At 48.2% G+C, this 20,921-nt stretch carries 25 protein-coding genes; 16 read left to right on the top strand and 9 right to left on the bottom strand.

Annotated features, from left to right (window positions below; genetic code table 11):
• The first annotated feature begins 6 nt into the window (after positions 1-6).
• From OXH39_04020 to OXH39_03970, 11 genes are all read left to right on the top strand, one after another.
• Positions 7-1,254 carry a cysteine desulfurase gene (locus tag OXH39_04020; protein MCY3549603.1) on the top strand — a complete coding sequence of 416 codons (1,248 nt, stop codon included), beginning with the start codon at positions 7-9 and terminating at the stop codon, positions 1,252-1,254.
• The gene (locus tag OXH39_04015) at positions 1,251-1,640 is read left to right on the top strand and encodes an SUF system NifU family Fe-S cluster assembly protein (protein ID MCY3549602.1); all 390 of its coding nucleotides are present in this window, start codon (positions 1,251-1,253) and stop codon (positions 1,638-1,640) included. The genes OXH39_04020 and OXH39_04015 overlap by 4 nt, the downstream gene beginning before the upstream one ends.
• 14 nt (positions 1,641-1,654) lie before the next feature.
• Positions 1,655-1,909: a hypothetical protein gene (locus OXH39_04010; GenBank protein ID MCY3549601.1), complete on the top strand. Its 255-nt coding sequence runs from the start codon at positions 1,655-1,657 to the stop codon at positions 1,907-1,909.
• Entirely contained in the window at positions 1,893-2,204 is a 312-nt protein-coding gene (locus OXH39_04005) for a non-heme iron oxygenase ferredoxin subunit (protein MCY3549600.1), read from the top strand. Before OXH39_04010 ends, OXH39_04005 begins: the two co-directional genes overlap by 17 nt.
• A gap of 31 nt (positions 2,205-2,235) precedes the next feature.
• The gene (locus tag OXH39_04000; protein MCY3549599.1) at positions 2,236-2,535 is read left to right on the top strand and encodes a metal-sulfur cluster assembly factor; all 300 of its coding nucleotides are present in this window, start codon (positions 2,236-2,238) and stop codon (positions 2,533-2,535) included.
• Between the two features lie 61 nt (positions 2,536-2,596).
• Positions 2,597-2,983 (top strand): hypothetical protein, encoded by a 387-nt coding sequence (locus tag OXH39_03995; protein ID MCY3549598.1) that lies wholly within the window; start codon positions 2,597-2,599, stop codon positions 2,981-2,983.
• Positions 2,977-3,333, top strand: a complete 357-nt coding sequence (locus tag OXH39_03990) for a type II toxin-antitoxin system PemK/MazF family toxin (GenBank protein ID MCY3549597.1) — start codon at positions 2,977-2,979, stop codon at positions 3,331-3,333. The genes OXH39_03995 and OXH39_03990 overlap by 7 nt, the downstream gene beginning before the upstream one ends.
• A 101-nt stretch (positions 3,334-3,434) precedes the next feature.
• Entirely contained in the window at positions 3,435-3,818 is a 384-nt protein-coding gene (locus tag OXH39_03985) for a DUF971 domain-containing protein (protein ID MCY3549596.1), read from the top strand.
• A 3-nt stretch (positions 3,819-3,821) separates the two neighbouring features.
• Entirely contained in the window at positions 3,822-4,157 is a 336-nt protein-coding gene (locus tag OXH39_03980; GenBank protein ID MCY3549595.1) for a rhodanese-like domain-containing protein, read from the top strand.
• 91 nt (positions 4,158-4,248) lie between these two features.
• On the top strand, positions 4,249-4,845 hold the full coding sequence (locus tag OXH39_03975; protein ID MCY3549594.1) for a Uma2 family endonuclease: 597 nt from the start codon (positions 4,249-4,251) through the stop codon (positions 4,843-4,845).
• Positions 4,835-5,011, top strand: a complete 177-nt coding sequence (locus OXH39_03970; protein ID MCY3549593.1) for a hypothetical protein — start codon at positions 4,835-4,837, stop codon at positions 5,009-5,011. The genes OXH39_03975 and OXH39_03970 overlap by 11 nt, the downstream gene beginning before the upstream one ends.
• A 26-nt stretch (positions 5,012-5,037) precedes the next feature.
• Here OXH39_03970 and OXH39_03965 read toward each other — a convergent pair whose 3' ends face one another.
• Positions 5,038-6,126: a Gfo/Idh/MocA family oxidoreductase gene (locus tag OXH39_03965; protein ID MCY3549592.1), complete on the bottom strand. Its 1,089-nt coding sequence runs from the start codon at positions 6,124-6,126 to the stop codon at positions 5,038-5,040.
• Positions 6,127-6,401: 275 nt separating this feature from the next.
• Here OXH39_03965 and OXH39_03960 point away from each other — a divergent pair, with 275 nt between their 5' ends.
• Entirely contained in the window at positions 6,402-7,862 is a 1,461-nt protein-coding gene (locus tag OXH39_03960; protein ID MCY3549591.1) for an undecaprenyl-phosphate glucose phosphotransferase, read from the top strand.
• Positions 7,863-7,872: 10 nt separating this feature from the next.
• On the opposite strand, the gene OXH39_03955 is transcribed toward OXH39_03960, so the two are convergent.
• Entirely contained in the window at positions 7,873-8,907 is a 1,035-nt protein-coding gene (locus tag OXH39_03955) for an acetylxylan esterase (protein ID MCY3549590.1), read from the bottom strand.
• Between the two features lie 141 nt (positions 8,908-9,048).
• On the opposite strand from OXH39_03955, the gene OXH39_03950 reads away from it, so the two are divergent.
• The 4 genes from OXH39_03950 (at position 9,049) to OXH39_03935 (ending at position 15,145) form a co-directional block, all read left to right on the top strand.
• A complete protein-coding gene (locus tag OXH39_03950) occupies positions 9,049-9,930 on the top strand; it encodes an NAD(P)-dependent oxidoreductase (GenBank protein MCY3549589.1) in 882 nt (293 codons plus the stop codon).
• A 45-nt stretch (positions 9,931-9,975) separates the two neighbouring features.
• Positions 9,976-11,058 (top strand): Gfo/Idh/MocA family oxidoreductase, encoded by a 1,083-nt coding sequence (locus tag OXH39_03945; GenBank protein ID MCY3549588.1) that lies wholly within the window; start codon positions 9,976-9,978, stop codon positions 11,056-11,058.
• Positions 11,059-11,072: 14 nt separating this feature from the next.
• On the top strand, positions 11,073-12,023 hold the full coding sequence (locus OXH39_03940) for a PfkB family carbohydrate kinase (GenBank protein ID MCY3549587.1): 951 nt from the start codon (positions 11,073-11,075) through the stop codon (positions 12,021-12,023).
• An 89-nt stretch (positions 12,024-12,112) separates the two neighbouring features.
• Positions 12,113-15,145, top strand: coding sequence for a TonB-dependent receptor (locus OXH39_03935; protein MCY3549586.1), 3,033 nt, complete (start codon positions 12,113-12,115; stop codon positions 15,143-15,145).
• Positions 15,146-15,147: 2 nt separating this feature from the next.
• Here the strand turns inward: OXH39_03935 and OXH39_03930 are convergent, their stop codons facing one another.
• The 7 genes from OXH39_03930 to OXH39_03900 form a co-directional block, all read right to left on the bottom strand.
• On the bottom strand, positions 15,148-15,927 hold the full coding sequence (locus OXH39_03930; GenBank protein MCY3549585.1) for a methyltransferase domain-containing protein: 780 nt from the start codon (positions 15,925-15,927) through the stop codon (positions 15,148-15,150).
• Positions 15,928-15,962: 35 nt separating this feature from the next.
• Entirely contained in the window at positions 15,963-17,066 is a 1,104-nt protein-coding gene (locus tag OXH39_03925) for a Zn-dependent alcohol dehydrogenase (GenBank protein ID MCY3549584.1), read from the bottom strand.
• A 29-nt stretch (positions 17,067-17,095) separates the two neighbouring features.
• Positions 17,096-17,896: a TIM barrel protein gene (locus OXH39_03920; GenBank protein ID MCY3549583.1), complete on the bottom strand. Its 801-nt coding sequence runs from the start codon at positions 17,894-17,896 to the stop codon at positions 17,096-17,098.
• Between the two features lie 86 nt (positions 17,897-17,982).
• Positions 17,983-18,843, bottom strand: coding sequence for a hypothetical protein (locus tag OXH39_03915; protein MCY3549582.1), 861 nt, complete (start codon positions 18,841-18,843; stop codon positions 17,983-17,985).
• 186 nt (positions 18,844-19,029) lie between these two features.
• Positions 19,030-19,899, bottom strand: a complete 870-nt coding sequence (locus OXH39_03910) for a PfkB family carbohydrate kinase (GenBank protein MCY3549581.1) — start codon at positions 19,897-19,899, stop codon at positions 19,030-19,032.
• A complete protein-coding gene (locus OXH39_03905) occupies positions 19,889-20,221 on the bottom strand; it encodes an L-rhamnose mutarotase (GenBank protein MCY3549580.1) in 333 nt (110 codons plus the stop codon). Before OXH39_03905 ends, OXH39_03910 begins: the two co-directional genes overlap by 11 nt.
• Positions 20,218-20,676, bottom strand: coding sequence for an NUDIX hydrolase (locus OXH39_03900; protein ID MCY3549579.1), 459 nt, complete (start codon positions 20,674-20,676; stop codon positions 20,218-20,220). The genes OXH39_03905 and OXH39_03900 overlap by 4 nt, the downstream gene beginning before the upstream one ends.
• Positions 20,677-20,921 lie beyond the last annotated feature (245 nt).

Here is a 20,921-nt window from a genome sequence, read left to right as displayed (position 1 = left end):
ATAATAATGCACACCGCGCACTTTCGTCCTCTTGATGTGGAGAGCATCCGCAAAGATTTTCCGATCTTCGCAACGGAACCGCCTTTGGCTTTCCTTGATAATGCCGCGTCAACGCAGACACCACGTCCCGTCGTTGAGGCGATGGATGCCTATTACGATACCTATCGTTCCAATATCCATCGCGGTATCTATCGCATCTCAGAAGAGGCAACAGAACAATATGAACGCGCACGCGAGAAGGTCGCAGAACTGATTAACGCGCCTCGCTCGCGCCAAATCATCTTCACGCGAAACACAACAGAATCTATTAACCTCATCGCTTATAGTTGGGGAACTGAAAATATCCGAGAAGGCGATGAAATCGTCCTCACTGTCATGGAACACCATAGCAATCTGGTGCCGTGGCAGTTACTTGCACAGCGCACGGGTGCTGTCCTCCGTTTCCTTGAGATAACCGATGAAGGGCTGCTTGATTTCACGCAGCTCCAAGATGTCCTCACCGAAAAGACGAAACTTGTCGCTATGGGGCACGTTTCTAATGTACTTGGGACCATCAATCCGATCCAGTCTGTTATTGAAGCTGCGCACGCTGTTGGCGCAAAAGTCGTTGTTGATGCAGCGCAATCGGTACCACATTTTCCGGTTGATGTTCAACAATTTGACTGCGATTTCCTCGCGTTCTCTGGACATAAAATGTGTGGCCCGACGGGTATCGGCGTGTTATACGGGAAATTAGAGCTCCTTGAAGATATGCCCCCGTTCCTCGGCGGTGGTTCGATGATTCGGAGCGTTGAACGCGACGTATCGAGTTATGCAGAACTTCCTGCTAAATTTGAGGCGGGAACCCCAAGTATCGCCGAAGCGATAGGGCTTGGACACGCCGTGGACTACATTACAAAAGCAAATTTGGCAGCACTTCACGTTCACGAACAAGAACTCCTAAAATACGCACATAATCGCTTACAAGAAATCGAAGGCATCACGCTCTATGGACCCTCTGCACCGCATCAGAAAGCAGGCGTTATCTCCTTTGATATGGACGGCATCCATCCGCATGATATCGCTGGCATTTTAGATACGCACGGTGTTGCTATCCGTGCAGGACACCACTGTGCACAACCCCTCATGAAGCGGTTGGACGTTATCGCCACCGTCCGTGCCAGTTTTTATCTTTACAACACAATCAAGGACGTGGATCGCTTATATGAAGGGTTGTGTAGAACACAAAAACTTATGACTCGGAGAAGAAAATGAACATATATCAGGAAGAGCTGCTTGACCACTACGAAAATCCGAGCAACTATGGGACGTTGCCGAATCCTGATATTTCGCACGAAGAAGACAATCCACTTTGTGGTGACCAGATTCGCATTGACCTACTTATTGAAGACGACACGATTACAGCGGTGCGTTTTTCTGGTCACGGTTGTACGATTAGTCTCGCGGCTGCCTCTATGTTGACTGAGGAGATTGAAGGCAAAAGCCTTGAGGAAGTCAAAAAACTCTCGCGAGATGACATTTTGGATATGATCGGCATTCCCTTGGGTCCTGTTCGTGTCAAATGTGCGTTATTGGCTCTCAAGGTTCTCAAAGCCGGTGCTTATGGCATCACAAGTTGGCCCGGCGAGGAAGATGAATAAAGAGGTGCAACACAATGACGAACAATGTAACAGCAACACCGGAAACTAAAGTCACACTTAGTGTTCAGCAGTTAGAAAGTCTCATTCGGAAGGTAGTGCGTGAAGAATTGGTGGAGTTCGCCGCACAAGAACTCGGGATTTTCCATCTTGATAAAGAATCTCCACTTTATGAGGATATGGAGGATATTCTTGAACGTAAAGAATCCGAGAAGTTAAAGTTTTATACCCACGAAGAAATTTGGAAGGAACGTAATGCCAGAATTCTATAAAGTTGCGAAAGTGAGTGAAGTACCCCCCGGCACGAAACACTTGGTTGAAGTGGATTTCGTCCCCGTGCTACTTTTCAATATTGAGGGTGAATTCTACGCAATGGAGGACGTTTGCACGCATGATGGCGGTCCCTTAGCTGAAGGTTTTCTCAACGGCGGCGAGATAGAATGTCCACGGCACGGCGCACGTTTTTGCGTCAAAACCGGCGAGCCGCTCTGTATGCCTGCTGTCGAAGCCATTGAATGCTACACCGTCAAAATTGAGGATGATGATATTTTGATTAGTGTTGACTGATTGGTTATTTGTCTTATAGGAGGAAATCAGAATGGTAACAGAAGAATCTGTATTGGAATCTATTAAAGAAATTATTGACCCGGAAATTGGCATCAACATCGTTGATATGGGGCTTATCTACGGCGTGGATATCAACGACACGACTGTGGATATTACCATGACCTTAACGAGTCCAGGGTGTCCTGCTGGTGGACAGATTGTCAACGGCACCCAGCACGTTACACAGCAACTCGACGGCGTTGACGAAGTCAATGTTAATGTAGTGTGGAACCCGCGTTGGACCCCCGAAATGATGACTGAAGACGCAAGGGACGAACTCGGTATCTTTTAAGTAGGTTATCAGCCAATCTCCAATAGATGTGCTTTGTAGGCACACATATAAGGAGAATATTATGTCAAAAAAAACGTTTACTTTCACTGAATGTCTGATCGTGATAGCATTCCTCGGTTATCAACAGTTCATTAACCGTGAACAGACAGATCAGGCACCAGCAGAAAAAAAAGTAAGTGAGTTTGGACCGCCTCGTAACGAAAAAGGGAGCGATTCTATAAAACGTCCGGACTATACGTTAGAGGACCTATTGGCACAAATATCGGAGGATAACGCAAATAGCAATAAAGCAAAAGCTGCTCCATTTGGTCCCCCGCGAACGGAAAAAGGGAGTTATCCGTTGAAACGCCCCGACTATACACTGAAAGATCTACTAGACCAGGTGAAAGAAAACAGTTCACATGATGAGATAGACACTGACCCGCCGGTCGGTAATGAGGTATGGTAGGATTAACAAACGTTCCACTACGCGGAGATGTGGTGTGGATTGACTTCAATCCTCAAGCTGGACATGAACAAGCTGGTCGTCGCCCTGCTGTTGTTTTAACTACCAAAGATTTTAACGATAAAACCAGTTTGGTTGTACTCTGTCCAATTACTCGAAGTAGTACAAGACAACAGAGAAATCCATTTGCAATTGCGATTCCTGAAGGGTTAGAAGTAAACGGGTTTATTCTTCCAGATCAGATTCGGACTATGGATTGGCGAGCAAGAAACGCAGAGTATATTTGTTCCTTACATACGGAGACTGTAGATGCTGTTTTACAAAGAATCAGTGTTCTTTTGAAAATACTATAAGTTTTCCTATAGCACTTGCATCAAATTTTGTGTTTGACACTTACACACTATTTTTTTTCATATTTTCAGATCCTCTCAATTTGGTATAAACCATCAGTGCCATGACAATAGTTGAAAAAAGTCCAAAACTCCTCAAGAAACATGACACCGCCTTCCAAATTGAATGGAAAGACGGGCATGTCAGTTGGTATCCATACACCTATCTCCGACAAATGTGTCCGTGTGCCGAATGCGCCATCATCCGGCATAAAGGTCGGGATGTCCATTCTCTTTTTGCACCGCAAGGCGACGGAGACGTAACACTGATTGAGGTCTCGGACGATATCCAACCCCTCGATGTCCAGTTAGTTGGTCGCTACGCACTCCAATTCAGTTGGAATGATGGACACGCTACCGGCATCTATCCATTTGAAGTCCTGCGTGAGACATGTCCTTGTCCAGAATGCGCGCCTTTACCACTTATTCAAACGGAGGAAGAAAACTAAACAATGCAGACAACGCCATCACTTCCTGAAATCTCACCACAAGAATTGAAACAGAGACTCGACGCGAACGAATCTGTCTTATTGTTGGATGTCCGTGAGCAGAGCGAATACGACATTGTGCATCTTGAAGGCGCGCGGTTGATACCGCTCAACACGCTGCCGAACCACATAGATAGTCTGCCACAGGACCAGGAAATTGTTGTTTACTGCCATCATGGACAACGTAGTCTCTATGCTGTCGCTTATCTGCAACAAAATGGGCTTACGGATGCAAAGAACCTTATCGGCGGGATTGACCAGTGGGCAGCAGAAATCGATCCAACCCTACCGAGATATTAAATCGTCCTGAACAGCATAGACAAAAAGATTGACTTTTGCCTAAAAATGCGGTATCATGTTGTTAACATTACTTCTATTCAAGGCAATACGCATGGCATCTCTTCCGGCACAAACCCTCTTTACCCCTGAGGAATACATTACTCAAGAACGAAAGGCACTGCACAAAAGTGAGTACCTCAACGGGCAGATATTTGCAATGTCTGGGGCAAGCCGCGTCCATAGTCTTATCACAGGCGATATATCCAATACACTTTACAACCAATTAGTGGGATCAGATTGTGAAGTCCATTCCAGCGATATGCGCGTGCAACCGAGTCCAGTAGCCTACTTCTATCCAGATGTCGTTGTTGCCTGCGGTGAACCCCGCTTTGAAGATGATGTTTACGACACACTTCTGAACTCGATTGTTATCGTAGAGGTGCTTTCTCCTTCCACTGCAGCATACGACCGAGGAGAGAAATTTGAACACTATCAGCAACTTACGTCGCTGCAAGACTACATTCTTGTCTCACAGTACAGATTCTGCGTTGAACATTATCGGCGACAAGATCAACACTGGAAGCGCACAGAATTTTGCGCTCCCGAAGATGTGATGTCACTCATTTCAATCGGCTGCAAGATATCCTTGCGGGACATCTATACGCGCGTTGCGGTTGCTGATCAAGAGGAGGACACCCGTGATCGTTGAATTTGAAAACCGCTCTGGTGAAATAGAACAAGCCGAAATGGAAATTGACGAGCCTTGTCCGATCTGTTGCGGAATGCTTTTCCCTGTTGTGGAATCGAAGCCAGAAAGTGGATACCGCTGCAGTAGCTGTGGGCTTGTTTTCTCTCCTGTAGAAGAAGAAGAATAGAGCAGGTTGTTCCTGAATCTAATCTGTTATTCAATTTCCCTGAAGTCTGGAACTTCCATCGGTGCGCCACCGTTCGCAATGGATTGCTCCGAAACCAGACCCGGCACCGTAAAATCCATCGCCGTATAGACATCCAGCGGTGGGTTTGTATCCGTGAGGATGCTATCGACAAAATCCCGGACCTTGAAATACTCACCGAGGTCGCCAGCATTCTCAGCCTCAGCAGGCGGATTTTTCCACCGTTCAGGCAGAAGGTCTTCAAATTGGGAGAGCGGTCTCCACTGTTCGGTCACTCCGAATTCACTCAGCCAGAGTTTCGGTGCCGCACCCAACCCACGTGAACCCTCATAACACCCTTTTGTTCCCTGCAAACTGAAATACGAATTCGCCGGTCGGTTCGAGAGCATATCAATCCGAATCTTAATAAGCCCACCACAATCTGTTTTGCAAAGCATCATCACGGTATCTTCCATCGCGTGTTCGGGATCGGTGTTAGTGCCAGTCCCAAGGCAACAAACACTCGCGACACGACTACCAAACCACTGAAGCACCGGACCGAGACTATGCGTCGCGTAGTTGCACCGATTAATGCCGACCTGCCAGTAGTAGCGCCATGTCGGATTACCCTCTGCATCGTGATGGAGCGACTTAATGTTGTGGAGATACTCACCCTCTCCAAAATAGACATCGCCGAACATGCCCGCCTCCACCATGCTGCGGATGAGCACGTTTGGCTTGGAGTAACACGTGTTTTCAGCCATTGTGTACTTCGCAGATGCCTTCCGAACCGCCCGAACTAAGTCGTAGCATTCCTCTAAGTTGACGGCAGCGGTTACTTCGCTGATGACGTGTTTTCCGGCTTCTAACGCTTCGATCGACTGTGGCACGTGTAGATTCTCCGGTGTAGCAAGCACAACAAGATCCACTGCGTCCAGCATTGCTGTATAATCTGTAAACTGTTGTGGGATATCAAAGCGTTCTGAAGCACTTTGAAGCGTCTCTTCATTGATGTCACAGACTGCCGTCAGATCGGTTTCTGCTATTGCTTTAAAAGGTGCTACGTAAGAGCTGCCGCGGTGCGCTCCAACGATTCCGACTTTGAGTTGATTCGCCATTGTGTCCCTCCTCCGATTTTGCCCCGTCGAAACTTGCGATACAGAAATCTATTGTGATAGCATAGCACATTGCGCACAATTTATCACCAAAATTTTCAACCGCTTTAACCGCCAAGTTATGCTTATAGTGGACGTTTTCTTCACTCTTTTAATTTGAAAGCACAGTGAGGATTTGATATACTTAACATGGCTGCTGATGCGTCGCTGGTAAAGTTTTCATTCATACTTTAGAGCAGTCTTTAACAATCAAAATCAGTCGTAATACAAGAGGCAAATTGAACACACCCATATTCCAATATGGGCTTGTAAGTCATATCTTACGCCAAGCAATGAACAACAAAACGCTCGACCATTTGCTTATCGCGCTCACAGTTTTATTCGATCTCTGCTTCGTTGCCACCGCAATTGTTGTAGCGTATTGGCTCCGATTTGAATCAGGGTGGACACCTGAAGTCCTCGCGTTTCACAAAGGTGGCACCCCTCCCCTTGACGACTATTTCCGCCTCATCCCGTTGATGGTGATTGTCTGGTTAATGACATTGAAGGCTTTAAAGCTTTATCGTCCGGAGAGTAACGCGACACTTTCAGCGTTCTGGGCACTCTGCAAAGCCGCCATCATCGCACTCATTGCCACGTTAGCTGCGCTCTTTTTTATCTATCATCACGATGCCTACTCGCGCTGGGTGATGCTCCTCGCTACCGGTTTCAGCCTCGTCTGGTTGTTTCTCGGACGACTCGTCCTTTACCGTTTCCGACAGGCGATCCATGCCCAAGGTGTCGGTGTAAATCGACTGGCAGTCATCGGAAACTATGATACCCGCGTCGAAAGGTTTATTGATGTTTTAAACGCTCAGACGAACAGTGGTTACGAGTTTGTGGGTGTAATCAATGCAACGGTAGATGCTGATGATTCGGACGCGCCATATCTTGGAAAAAGTCAGGAGATACTCGAACTCATACGGACGCATCGGCTTGATACACTCTTTATCGTATCACCCACGGTGTCGAATGATACGATATTGCAAATTCTCCACGCATGCGAAGGCATGCCAGTTCAAATCAACCTACTGCCCGAACTCTCCGAATTTATCAGGGACGGTAGGGAGACCATAACCTTTTTTGATGGCATACCTGTGCTACAATTACGCGAGACACCGATGCAAGGTGTGCGCGGTATCGTCAAACGTCTTATAGACATCGTTTTTAGCGGGTTCGCATTGCTCGTTTTAAGTCCGCTCATGCTAACAATTGGGGTTGTCATCCGCCTGACCTCACCCGGCAAAGCGATTTTCCGGCAGGAACGCATCGGCAGAGCGGGAAAGCCGTTCCGCATCTACAAATTCCGTTCCATGCGTGCCGATGCTGAAGAAGACGTTGGGCATGTCTGGGCAAAAAGTGATGATTCGCGGCAAACCTCACTTGGAAAGTTTCTCAGACGCTGGAGTTTGGACGAACTACCTCAGTTTTTCAACGTTCTCAAAGGTGATATGAGTCTCGTTGGACCCCGTCCTGAGATGTCCGGATTGATTGATACTTTCAGTGAATCAATCCCACACTACCTCGCTCGGCAGCGCGTTAAATCTGGTATGACCGGCTGGGCACAAGTCAACGGTTTACGTGGTAATACCTCTCTTGAGGATCGGGTCAGCTATGACCGATACTATATCGAGAACTGGTCGCTCGCCTTGGATATTAAAATCATCTTGAAAACGTTGTGGGCAATCAAAAAAGGCTGACGCTAATTTTTTATGCCCCAAAATATCGTCGTACGAAGGGCCATGCGCCCGCTTTATAGTAACGGTGTCCGCCTTCACCGATAAAAAGTTCACACCTGTCTCCAACGCCTGCTACCATGTAGATAGTTTTCAATCGCTCATAAGCCAGCTCGACGTGATCTATCGGGAAAATTCCGTCATCTCGTCCTGCGATTGCGCAAAACGGACGCGGTGCGATTAAGCCTGCGACATCGTACATCTCTCCAAGCCGCATGACTCCCGGCACATAGTTGCATTCGCAGTGTCGGATCATGCCGATGCTCCCTTCAAACGTACAGAAATAGCAACTCGGCACCGCAACCGCGATGCGCGTTTCACACGCTGCAGCAAAAAGCGAAACCGTCCCACCGCCAGAATTACCGGTAATCGCAATACGTTCGGCATCTATCGGTAAGTCCTGTATCGCCCAATCTATGAGGCGTGACATGTCCCACACCCGCTCACCGATCGGGGTCCGCCCGACGAGTATACTATGAACCAACTGATGTCGGCAGGAGTGCGTATTGTTCGACTGTTTATCCGCGTCAGTGCGCGTTTCACCGAATGCCCGCGTTGTCGGTGCAATAGCGATGTAGCCTTCCTCTACGGCTGCCTGCCGTGCGATGTCGCGCTCACCTTCCAGCATGTGTTCTTCCTCTGTTTCCGTATGTGCAATACCAGCATAAATATGCGGATGGTTATGCCCGTGCGGTGCGAGGATTAGCGGCACTTTGCCTTCGACTGTTTTCGGACGAAGCAGATAAAACGGCAACGGCACCGTCGGCTCTACCCACAGATACCAACTTTCGCGGAAGTGGCTATCCATATCCAAGACTTCGAGTTGTTCCGCTTTCGGGACGTATCCTTCCAGATCGGATTCCATGTTATCCAAGCCGAGGATTTCTCGTAACTCTGGACGAAAATTGGCTTGCCATGCTAACAGCCCTTCCCGTGTGGTTTCTCGGAATTCGTATTTCCGCGGGACAGTATCATATAAGTTTTTGAAATGTGTGTCAGCGTTGTACATTACAGTTGTCCTCCATAGATTGCGTCACTTGACAAAATTCTTAGCACTGCTATAATGTTGGCGAATAAACTTCCAGATAATCTATAAGATATAATAAAGAACATTCCGGGACCTGTCAACTCAATTAATGAAAGGCTCTATATGAAAGTATTGATAACCGGCGCGAGCGGTAGACTCGGCGAATTTGTAATCCGAGAATTAGCAGCAGAACACTCACTCGTGCTAATGTCACGCAGAACACCGCCTGATGAATTCTCACGCTTACCTTTTATTCAGGGCGACCTGAACAGCTTTGAGGACTGCCAGCGCGCCGTTGAAGACGTGGACGCAATCCAGCACCTCGGGGCACAACCGGGGCCCGTCGATCATCCAGACTTACGTGCAGGTGCTGAAGAGAGAGGCATCCCGTTCGATGCGACCTTCAAAACGAATATGCTCGGCACCTACTACCTCATGCAAGCCGCGATTGAAGCAGATGTCCAAACAGTCGTAATGTCCGGTAGTAATTGCGCATTGGGACACGGCTTTCGGATCAGCAAAACCCATATTCCGATAGACTATCTGCCGATAGATGAAGAGCACCCTTGTTACCCTGAAGATTCCTATAGTTTTTCTAAACGCTGTGGCGAGGACCTGTTAGCGAGTTATACCCGTGCGTACGGCATCCGAACATACATTACACGTCCCGCCGGTATCAGTCCGGAAGAACGACGAAAACAGATGGCAGAGAATGCCAAAGCGACAACCGCTTGGACACCGTGGCTCTGGTGTTGGGTAGGTAGTGAAGATGTCGCGAGCGCGCATCGCTTAATCATGGAAAAGGGAGACACGCTACCACCGCACGATGTCTATTTTCTCAACGCAGATGATACGTCCGCATTAGAGCCTTCTCAAGAATTGGTGGAGCGTTTTAAACCTGAGTTCCTTCCAAAAGTCAGAACGCTTCAGGGACATCAATCATTTATCAATTGTGATAAACTCAAAAACGCTGTCGGGTGGCAACACGAAACATCGTGGCGGTAATCGTAGGGGAGAGGTTACCTCGCCCCTACTATTGGAGGAAATATCATGGCAACCAATGACAGAGTACGCATCGGTGTCATCGGTGTAGGAAGTATCTCAGTGCGTGGCATCCTTCCGCATCTCACCCAAGATGATGTCCAAGATAGATTAGAGGTAACCGCTGTCTGTGACCCGGTCCCCGGTAGGGCACAAGCGGCATCTGAAAAATTCAACGTTCCGTATGCATATCAGACCTACGACGAACTCTTGGCGGACGGACATGTAGACGCTGTTAGCATCGCATCACCCATCGGCTTGCATTATGAACAAGGAAAACTTGCGATTGAGCACGGTTTACACGCCCATTTCAACAAGACGATGACAACCACCGTTGATGAGGCGGACGACCTTATTGAATCGGCGGCACGTAAAGGCGTGAAGTTAGTGGCTTCTCCCGGACAGATGCTCCGCCCGATTCATCAAGAGATCCGCAGGCTCATCAATGAAGGTGCCATCGGAACGTTGACATGGGCAGCGACGGGTTCCGCTTTCGGACGGTATCACGAAAACGAATCGGTTCGGCACGGCGACGATCTACTCTCGAATATCAACCCTGCATGGTACTTCCGCAAACCGGGCGGTGGTCCGCTCTATGATATGACCGTCTACGGTCTGCACACAATGACCGGTATTCTTGGACCCGTGAAGCGTGTAACAGCGTTCTCTGGTGTTCGCGTCAAGGAACGTGAATTCCGAGGCGAGATGCTCCCTTGTGATATGGACGATAACACCTTTATTCTCCTTGACTTCGGCGATGCCTTCTTCGGTTTTATCTATGGTGCCGCGGCAGGACATGGGATCAAGGGTGGATTGGCAATTCACGGGACGGCTGGCGCAATCGAAGGCAGCACCCTTAACGGAGAACCGATTGACGCACCGAAAAGGGAGTTACCGCACGTCGTGGGACCGCATCGTAATATTCAGGAATCACACGTCTATGAGGATATTATGCAGCTTGTGGATTGGATCCGCGAGGATAAACCGACAATTGTCACGGCGGAGCATGCGCGGCACGTCATAGAAATTTTTGATGCAGGGTACCGATCCGCAGAGACAGGACAAGCACAAGACTTGCGTACAACGTTTTGAAGGAGCAATCCTCTATGCCAAAAGCTTTATGTATTGGTGAACTCCTTATAGACTTTGTTTCCACAACGCCTGATGTGACACTCGCTGAAGCTCCAGGATTTGTCAAAGCACCCGGCGGTGCCCCCGCCAATGTTGCCGTTGGCTTAGCCAAGCTCGGTGTGGATGCCGGATTTATTGGTAAAGTGGGCGCGGATGCGTTCGGCGATTTCCTGCGCGAGACGCTTCAACAGAACAGTGTTAATACCGATTACCTCATTTCAGGCGAAGGGTCTCGGACGACCTTAGCGTTCGTCGCCACACGCTCCGACGGCATGAAAGACATCACCTTCTATCGACACCCGGGTGCCGACATCCAACTCTCTCCTAACGAAATTAACATTGACTATGTTCAATCAGCAGAACTATTCCACTACGGTTCTGTTAGTCTCAGCCATCTGCCGAGTCGGGAAGCGACACTCCACGCGATCCAGTCAGCAAGAGCAGGCGGTGCCCGCCTCTCCTACGACCCAAATCTACGCTTGATGCTTTGGGACAATGCCACCGATGCTAAACGTTGGATCTGGCAGGCGATGCCCTACGCGGATGTCGTCAAAATTTCAGAAGAGGAATGGGAATTTGTTACAGGTGATGCAGATTTGGAACAAGGCATTAAACGCATCCTTGGACTCGGTGTGAAATTGCTCGTTGTTACATTAGGGGAGCGTGGATGTTATTATACAAACGGTTTTGCTGAAGGTTTTGTTGATGGATTCATCGTTAACGTGGTGGATACATTGGGGGCGGGAGATGCCTTCGTCGCTGCCATGCTCACACAATTAAGGCAGTATATGGATCTTACCGCGCTTGAAAAAGATCAACTGGATCCTATCATGCGATATGCGAATGCCGCAGGCGCATTGGCAACGCAGAAGGTTGGTGTAATTCCAGCACTCCCTACGCCTGCTGATATTGAAGGTTTCCTATAGAGATCGCTCCTACAGAATCATTCGGCTTTTTACGTTTTGTCTGTTGGGGCGGCGATCACTACATTTCCTAAACATAAAGGATAGTTATAATGGAATCACTAAATCGATCTGGTATTTTATTATTGGCTTCATTCACTATTTTGGTTGTTGCTGTAATGTCGGTGCAAGCCGCCACTTTGAACATTACGGTGACGGATACCCGAACTGGCAACGAACTAAACGATGTTTCTATTACCATCACATCCGAGGACAGCACTGTTGCTACAGGGACCAGCGATGCAACCGGCACACTTGAAATTTCAGACTTGGCTGCTGGGGTCTATACGATTACTGCATCGTCTCCCGGTTATACCGATGCAGTCGTGTCAGACATCGCGCTTGCTGACGATGAAACAAAACCTTTAGAAGTTGCACTCTCTTCAGCGGCTATCCAACTTGAACAGATTTCCGTTACGGCATCGCGTCGTCGAGAAAAGGTGCTTGAAGCACCGGCATCCGTTGCACTTGTTGGGGATTCGGAAATAAAAGACCGAGTCTCACCAAGTGTTACGGAGCACTTAAAATCGGTACGTGCGGTAGATGTCGTGACCGCTGGACTTGGGGCATCGTATGTTGTTGTCCGTGGCTTCAACAACGTTTTTTCGGGTTCACTTTTGTCGCTCGTTGACAATCGCATTGCGAGTGTGCCTTCGCTGCGGGTCAATAGTTACAACTTCATTCCGACGATAAACGAAGATATTGAGCAGATTGAAATCGTCTCTGGTCCTGGCGCGGCACTCTACGGTCCGAACAGTGCCAACGGTGTGATGCACATCATCACTCGCTCACCCTTCACCTCCCAAGGAACGACCATTAGCGTTGGCGGCGGTGAACGGAGTATACTCATGGGTTCCGTGCGACACGCTGGCGTTGTCAACGAAACAATCGGTTATAAGTTTTCAGGAAATTATTTTCGAGGAAACGATTGGGAAGAGGGGCGCGCAAAAGAAGATGTTGAAGGTCCTGGAGAACCGATATTTGATACTTACAAAGCCAGTGGTGAGTTTCGCGTTGATTATAGTCCAAGTGAGGACATGACCACAATTCTTGCCAGTGGTTTCACACAAGCCACTGGTATTGAACTAACAGGTATTGGTGCTGGTCAAGCGAAGGACTGGACTTATGGTTACCTCCAAGGGCGATTCATTTACAAAGACCTCTTTGCACAAGCCTTTTGGAATCGTAGCAATGCAGGAGATACCTATATTCTGCGAACAGGTCAACCAACCATAGACAATTCTGATTTGTATGTCGGACAAATTCAGCACGGTTACAACTTTGGTGATCGGCAACGCTTTACTTACGGTGCAGATCTATTACTGACCCGTCCGGATACGGAAGGGTCAATTAACGGCCGCAACGAGGACGATGACAATATCAATGAGATAGGTGTCTATTTGCAGTCAGAGACAAAAATCCTTTCGCAGTTAAAGTTCATTGCTGCTGGGCGAATTGATGACCACAATCAACTTGAGGATATGGTCCTCTCCCCACGTGTCGCGCTTGCCTATCAACCCAACGACGACCATAATTTGAGAGTAACTTATAACCGTGCCTTCAATACGCCAACCACTTCAAACCTGTTTCTTGATATTTTGTCGGCAAAAGATGCATTTCAGTTGGGGGCAAACTTTCAACCAGCATTAGGCTTCAGTCCGGCTATTGATGTAAGGGCAGAAGGCGTGAACGCCGATACGGGGTTCACCTTTAAGAGAAGTGCCAACGGACGACCAGAGTTTCGCTCGGTCTTCTCACCGGTGGCAGCGCGTCCAGTGGACGTTTACATACCGCTTGACGATCCGAGTTTTACCAACGTTATGTGGGGTGTCGGGCGCAGTGCTGTCCTGAGTGGCGTTCAACCGGTTTTTGAAGCGAACCTAAAGCAGACCTTCACTGCTGAGGCACTTCCAGCCCTCCTTCAAGCCCAATCTCCGGTGACAATCCAAGGGATAGTCTCTGAGCTACCGGCGGAAGTGGTTCAACTCCTGCCCCCAACATTGCAGGAACCCGGGGCGATTGCTGCACTGCCGGCGGAAGTGGTTCAAGGGTTGGTACCACAAGTGATTCAAGGACTGCCAGCCCCTGTCTTAGAAGAACTCGCTGCATCCCTGGTAACCGACCTCTCCGCCGGATTTGAGGCACTCATCCCGACACAGGTAGACGGTGTCAAAAATGTTCTCCGCTCGCTCGACCCAGAGGCAGGTAACTTTATTGACGTTGAAGATGTCAATGATGTTGATGCGCTGAAACCAACGATTACACAAACGTATGAAGTCGGATACAAAGGGATTCTCGTGAATAAGTTGGCTTTCTCGGTCGATGTCTATCATTCACGCATTAACGATTTCGTCGGGCCCCTGGTCGTTGAGACACCGAATGTGTTCTTAGATGCCGAAACATTAAGTGCCTCGCTCGGCGCACAGATCACAGCAGCGTTAGCCGATCCGAAAAATGCAGTGCTTAGCCAAGCCGTGCTCGCGTTTGACGCGCCTGAACAAGGCGGGAACGGCGACGGTTCACCGGTTGAGGAGTTGGTCAGGTTGTTTATAGCAGGTACCGACAACAATGGGGCAGCTTTCATTCCGTTCGGCACGGTCACCCCAGAACAAGCATCAGACCCGAACGCGGTCATGCTCACCTATCGTAACTATGGGGACATTTCGCTCAACGGGTTGGATGTGTCGTTTACCTATTATCTCAATCCGAGTTTGAGTTTCGGGGCAAACTATTCGTTCGTCAGCAAGGACCTTTTTGAGGATGTTGAAGGACTTGGGGACATCGCACTCAACGCGCCAAAAAATAAATTCGGGGCGAGTATTCAATACTTTAACGCGGATCTCGGATTAGGCATAGGACTCCGAACGCGTTTTGTGGCAGGCTTCCCTGTGAGATCGGGTGTTTATATCGGTGATATTGAATCGTATTATACGATTGATTTAAACGCTGGCTATGAAATACCCGTCGGTCCCAGACCGCGCCTCTCGTTGACGGTCCAAAACCTCCTGAATCGTAGACACCAGCAATTTATTGGATCTCCCGAAATCGGGCGTTTGTCAATGGTGCGCTTGACCCAGACTTTCTAATTTTAGGATATCCGCCTCGCTTTAACGGCGTACATGGGCCAGGAAAAATAGAAATCATCGCCGGCGGGTTCAACTGTGTAATGCTCTCGGGCCTCATCAGGCGAGAGCTGCGAGAACGCATCACGAATTTCTTGTACCAACTCCGGTGGGTTTTGTTCTGGACGTACCCACCACAGAAACGACATCTGTGCATTTCGGACGTGTGCTGTCTTTTCGATGGAAAATCCGGCATCCGCAATCATCGCATCCCACTGCGATGGTGGGCGACCGTACACGTGTGAGTTATCTCGGAGTGCCTCTACGCGGTTCTGCCACACTATTAATTTTTCCGATTCAGGCGAGACAGAGTCTACAAGGCAAAAAAGTCCATCTGTTCGTAGAACTCGATGTACCTCGCGCAGAAATTTCGGGACATCTTGAAAATGATGCGGTGCAATCCGACAGGTCACTAAATCTAACGAAGCCGTGGTAAACGGCAGAGATTCCGCGGCAGCAACCGAAAACGCAACATTCTCTATCGCCTGTTCCTCTGCCAACTCAGCTGCCTTCGCGACCATTTCTGGGGTCAGGTCTGTGGCGACTACGTGCGAGACCTTTGGAGCGAGCGTAAACGCTGTGAAACCCGTCCCTGTCGCAATGTCCAGCGTCCGTTCTGTGCCTTTAGGGTCAGCAAATTCGAGGATAACGTCTAAGGTGTCGCCTTTGGCGTGTGCGCTGCTTTGCGCGTAGTAGTCGGCATGCTGGCTAAACTGATCTCGGACGGTGGTGTGTATGGACTTCATATCAGTTTTCGGTCTGGGTTGCGGATGACTGATGACTAATTGAAAAGAATAACCCCGCGTGCGTTTTCCCCGGCTTCCATGTCTGCAAATGCCTCGTTAATCTGCTCAAGGCGATACTGCCGTGTGATGAGTTCATCCAGTTTTAAGGTGCCTTCCTCGTAAAGACTGAGCAGTTTTGGCATATCCACCCGCGGTTGGCATGAACCGTAGAATGAACCGATTAACCGTTTTTCACTTGAGACGAAACGTTGTGCCGGGATACTAAACTCGGATTCATGATGTGCCATCCCTACGATAACAGCACTCCCAGCGGGTCGGACCATATCGTATGCTTGCACAATCGTCTTCGGATTCCCAATGACCTCAAAGGCGTAATCTACACCCAGACCGTTTGTTAGCTCACGGACAGCCTCAACTGGATCACCCTCAGCGGCATTGACGACATCCGTAGCACCAAAACCTTTAGCGAAATTGAGCTTCTTTTCTGTTATATCAACGGCGATAATCCGTTCTGCTTGTGCAAGCACGGCACCTTGAATTGCGTTCAAACCGACACCGCCGGTGCCGATAACCGCTACGGTGCTGCCGGGTTCTACCTTTGCTGTATTGAGTACTGCCCCAACGCCTGTTGTTACCCCACAACCTACGAGTGCTGCCTTCTCTAAAGAGTAATGCGTGTCGATCTTTACAAGGTTTTGCTGTGGAACGACCATATATTCCGACATTGTCGCAATCCGTGCCATCTGGAGGATGCCATCGCCTGACTTGTTATAAAGACGATATGTACCGTCCAATTGGAACCCGCGTGGTACGTCGTAAGTTTCGCAGAGACAGACCCGCTCCATCTGGCACATTCGACAACTCCCGCAATAACTGACGAAAGATAGAATCACGTGGTCGCCGGGATGAAAACCGGTTACATCCTTCCCAACATGTTCAATGATGCCAGCACCTTCGTGACCAAGTACGACAGCGGCATCGTAATATATAGTGCCAGTAACTACCGATAGATCGGAATGGCAGACACCGCTCGCCGCAGTCCGAACGAGAACTTCGTTTGCCTTCGGTTCGTCTAACTCAAGTTCCTCAACGACGACCGGTTGGTTATGTTCATACATAACAGCAGCACGCGTTTTCATTTCTTCGCTCCCTCTATGCTGTAGGACGCTTACAGCAACGATTCCAGATAACTTCTCGCCTTTCGCATTGATTCAATCGGGTCAGATTCACCTTCATAAACAACCGAAAGGCATCCGTTATAACCAACCCCTCGTAGGATCTCTAAAACACGAGGATAATCTAACCATTCCTCCACGCCGCTATCAATCTGATAAAACTTGGTGCGGACATAGATGGCGTAGGGTGCTGTCTGTTCAATGCTTGCATAGCAGTCGTAGCCTGGGTGTGAAGAGCCTCGATGTCCACTTGCTCCGGGTGAACCGGCGTACTGCCCTGTATCCAAAATATGTGTGAAATACGGATGATCCGTTCCGTTCAAAGCACGCAAAACGGCAGCACCATCACGTGTAACGTTGTTGTGGTTGTGATTCTGAAGCCCGACGAGGATCCCTGCTTCATGTCCGTACTCAGCAACCTCTTTGAAGGCTTCAATCATCGGTGGCCACAAAGTCTCTTCATCTTCGCAGTCCTCAGGAACGTAGGCAGCGAAGACTCGAACGAGTGGGCAGCTCATAAAAGAGGCAACGTCAATCCATTGCTTGATAAGTGCGATCTGTTCTGGGTGTTCGGCAACAGGACGTCCGAAATTGTTGCTGACACCAATGTAACCCAAGGGTAACCCTTTTCGCGCCAAATCTTTTTTCAAGTCTCGTAGGTAATCAGCATCGGTGGATTCAAACGCGCTTGAATGCAGCTCAATGACATCAAAACCGAGATCATACACGATTTGTGCAAAAGCGGTAGCAGTCGTATTTCTCACATTCAGAGACATAGTCCCTAATTTCATCATAACAGATTCTCCTTTTTTGGTGCCGGTGCCGAGCGAAATTGTCTGTTCACGCGTTTTTCAAAAGGTTTATTCATCTACTAAAATTTTTATTTTTTCTGTTCGTGAAGCAATGTTTGGGTCTGCTGATTCAGTGCTGTAAGGAATTTCTGCAAGCTTTCCTGAAGATCTTGAAATTGCTCTTGGCCTGCCTCAAGCCCTTTAATGCGTGCGTTAAAGCCTTCCAAACGGGTGAGTTGATCGAGAATGTCTTGAATTAGGTCTTGAACTGCGTTGAACTGTTGCTGCTCGTCTTCCAGTCGTTGTACCTTATCTACCATTACTGCGAGTTCTTGCTGGGTCTGGGTCAACTCTTTTTGAAGGTTTTGCGTAAAAGTGATTAATTTTTCTAAAGTGTTCGTTGTTTTATAAATAGTTTGCTCAGGCTGACCGCGATCTTTTTGTTCCTGAGGTTGTGTGTTCTTTTCTGGAGAAGCTGGAGGAGAAGATGTAGCAATTTCATCTGGAATTTCATCTGGTTTGTGAGTCGTTCCTGCAGCATCTTGGCTCGGAAAAATACCGATTAACTTAATGTGATACGAGAACTGGGGATAGGGTTCTTTCCGTTCGTTGTATGTGATTTGCACCCGTATCTCTTCATTAACTCGCAAGTTGCTCAGCATGTTGTGAATATTGCGAATCGCTACTTCATTGTAGCCGAATGTTTCATTTTTCTTTGGATTTAATTGCCTAAGATACCAATAAAGTTCCAATCCATCGGTGCTCTCGCGTTCTAACCCTTCGTTCGTTAAAACACCGACTATTTCTGGATTTTCAGGGTCTGATGACGTTTGCTCGTTTGGTATGACAATATCTAACGGTACTTCCCCCTGAATAGCCTTCATTCCGAGGATCCAATTCATTGCTGATGTTCTACTACTGTATACGATGAAGTCGTAGGTGATTGCCATAGTTCTCTCTTTGGTAATAGTCTTCGGTCTTAACCATCAACTCGCCTCCGATATAAATGTTAAGGCACGAGTTGATGGTTAAAGTTTTCAGTGAAAGAAGTTTTGGTTTAACGGCTCCTGACAACTTTGATCAACAACTCGTCTACAAATATTTGTGCTAAGGCGCGAGTTGTTGGTCAAAACCATTTATATCTTTAATCTTGACATAACTTGTGCAAGTTTTGGGATACAAGAGGTGCCAACCCCTTCCACAGCAAAAGATGCCACACAGTGCGCAAAATTCAATGCCTTTTGTACCGATCGGTTTTGATAATAGTTGATTAAGAAGGCGGTCGCAAAAACATCGCCAGCCCCTGTCGGATCTACTTCCGTGACGGAGTATGCCTCTGATCGAAGTTCCGTGCCATTTTGGAAAAGGGTCGCGCCCCGCGCCCCCTGTGTTAGTACAACAATCGGGGCTAATCCGATATATTTTTCTAATTCATCCGGGTAGGTGCGGAGGTCCTCGTCACTCAGAATTAATACATCAATATGAGGTAAGATATTTTTCGCCGTTTCCCACCGTTTTGCCTCAACTTTGCCACTGGCATCCCATTGCCGGAGCCAACCTTGCGGTGTAGCACCTATTAGCGTTTTATCACTGAAGCAGTGGACGACTTCAGCGGAGACCTCATCGGCAATAGGGCACAAATAGGCTATATCGCTGGTACGCCATTCAGCCGGAATATGGCTCCCTTTTAGTTGTTGTGCGTTCCCTAAAATAAATTGCTGTCTATGCCCTTTTGCGTCATATTGGTTATCGAAAATTGTTGTCTCAGGGGATTCATGATAGACCGTTTTTATCCCCTCCAAAAGTGGGTTTTGTCGGTCAAAGTTTGCCCCTACTGCTGTAACTGCTCGGGCGTGGTGTCCGAGGTTCCGAGCGGTCAGCGTCGAGTACGAGGCGGAGCCACCGAGAATATATCCATTTGGCGAGACATCATAACAGAAGTGACCAATTGATAGAAAAGTTGTGGGCATTGAAGGCGGTATGTTCATTTTTGCGCTATAATTCAAAGACAGTCTCCATACGTGCCCACCATTCGTCTGGCTGCGCGTCTTCCACTGGTTCTTGGAAGGTTCGCATCAATTCATCCCAAGCTTTACACTTCGGGTTCTCTTCAAGGTAGCGTGGAAAATCGCGTTCTATATCGAAATCGTCGACCGTTTCCATTGCCATAAACAAGCGGTGCCCTAACAGATAGATATTCATTTTTGTGATACCAACTGCTTTTAGTGCCCGGAGGACTTCGGGCCAGGCATCTTGATGATATGCTTTATACTTTTCAATAATTGCTGAGTCGTCTTTCAGATTCAGCGTTAAGCCGTAGTATTTCATTTTAATTTTTTTAGTGCCTTTCGGATTATCTCGCCGTGGTCGAACGCGAGTTTCGGTTTTTCAGTAGCAGATCTTAACTGAGAGCCTTCGTCAAAAAAAGCAATCGGAAACCACGCAGCTGCTGATGCATCGGAGCCTGCTTTGATGTTTAGTGTAGGCTTTTCGAGAACAGCGGCGTAGGCGATCGTAATTACACGTCCCCGCGGATCACGAAATGGTGCCCCGAAAGCACCGACTTCGGTTAATACTACATCGGAGACACCGGTTTCCTCTTCCAACTCGCGTAGTGCCGCTGCCTCCAGCGTTTCCTCCATCTCTATGAAACCTCCTGGCAGTGCCCAGCATCCTTCAAACGGTGCGTGTTTGCGTTGGATTAACAGCACATCCGAGAGTTCGCTTGTACAGACCACGATGTCAACAGTAACAGCAGGACGTGGATAGTCGTAACAAAACATTGTGTTCTTTAAAACCCGCTTCAGTCGCTAACTGAGCCGAACTCCTCTTTATCAGTGTTTATATGATACCAAATTTTAATATTTTCGTCAACCTTTTTCTCACAATTTCACAATTGGCAAAGCAGCTCGGTTTTCAGAACTACTGATTCCCTTTGTTTCCCACTTACAAGGTTTTCAACTTCATTTTAAGCTGATATTTATCAGAGTTATCAAGGAGGCAGTAATCATCAAGAGATGACAGGTAT

This window comes from Candidatus Poribacteria bacterium, assembly GCA_026702755.1.
In the GTDB taxonomy this organism is placed as follows: Bacteria; Poribacteria; WGA-4E; order WGA-4E; family WGA-3G; genus WGA-3G.
Note: the sequence above shows the minus strand (reverse complement) of the source record. Positions and strands in the feature narration are given on the sequence as shown.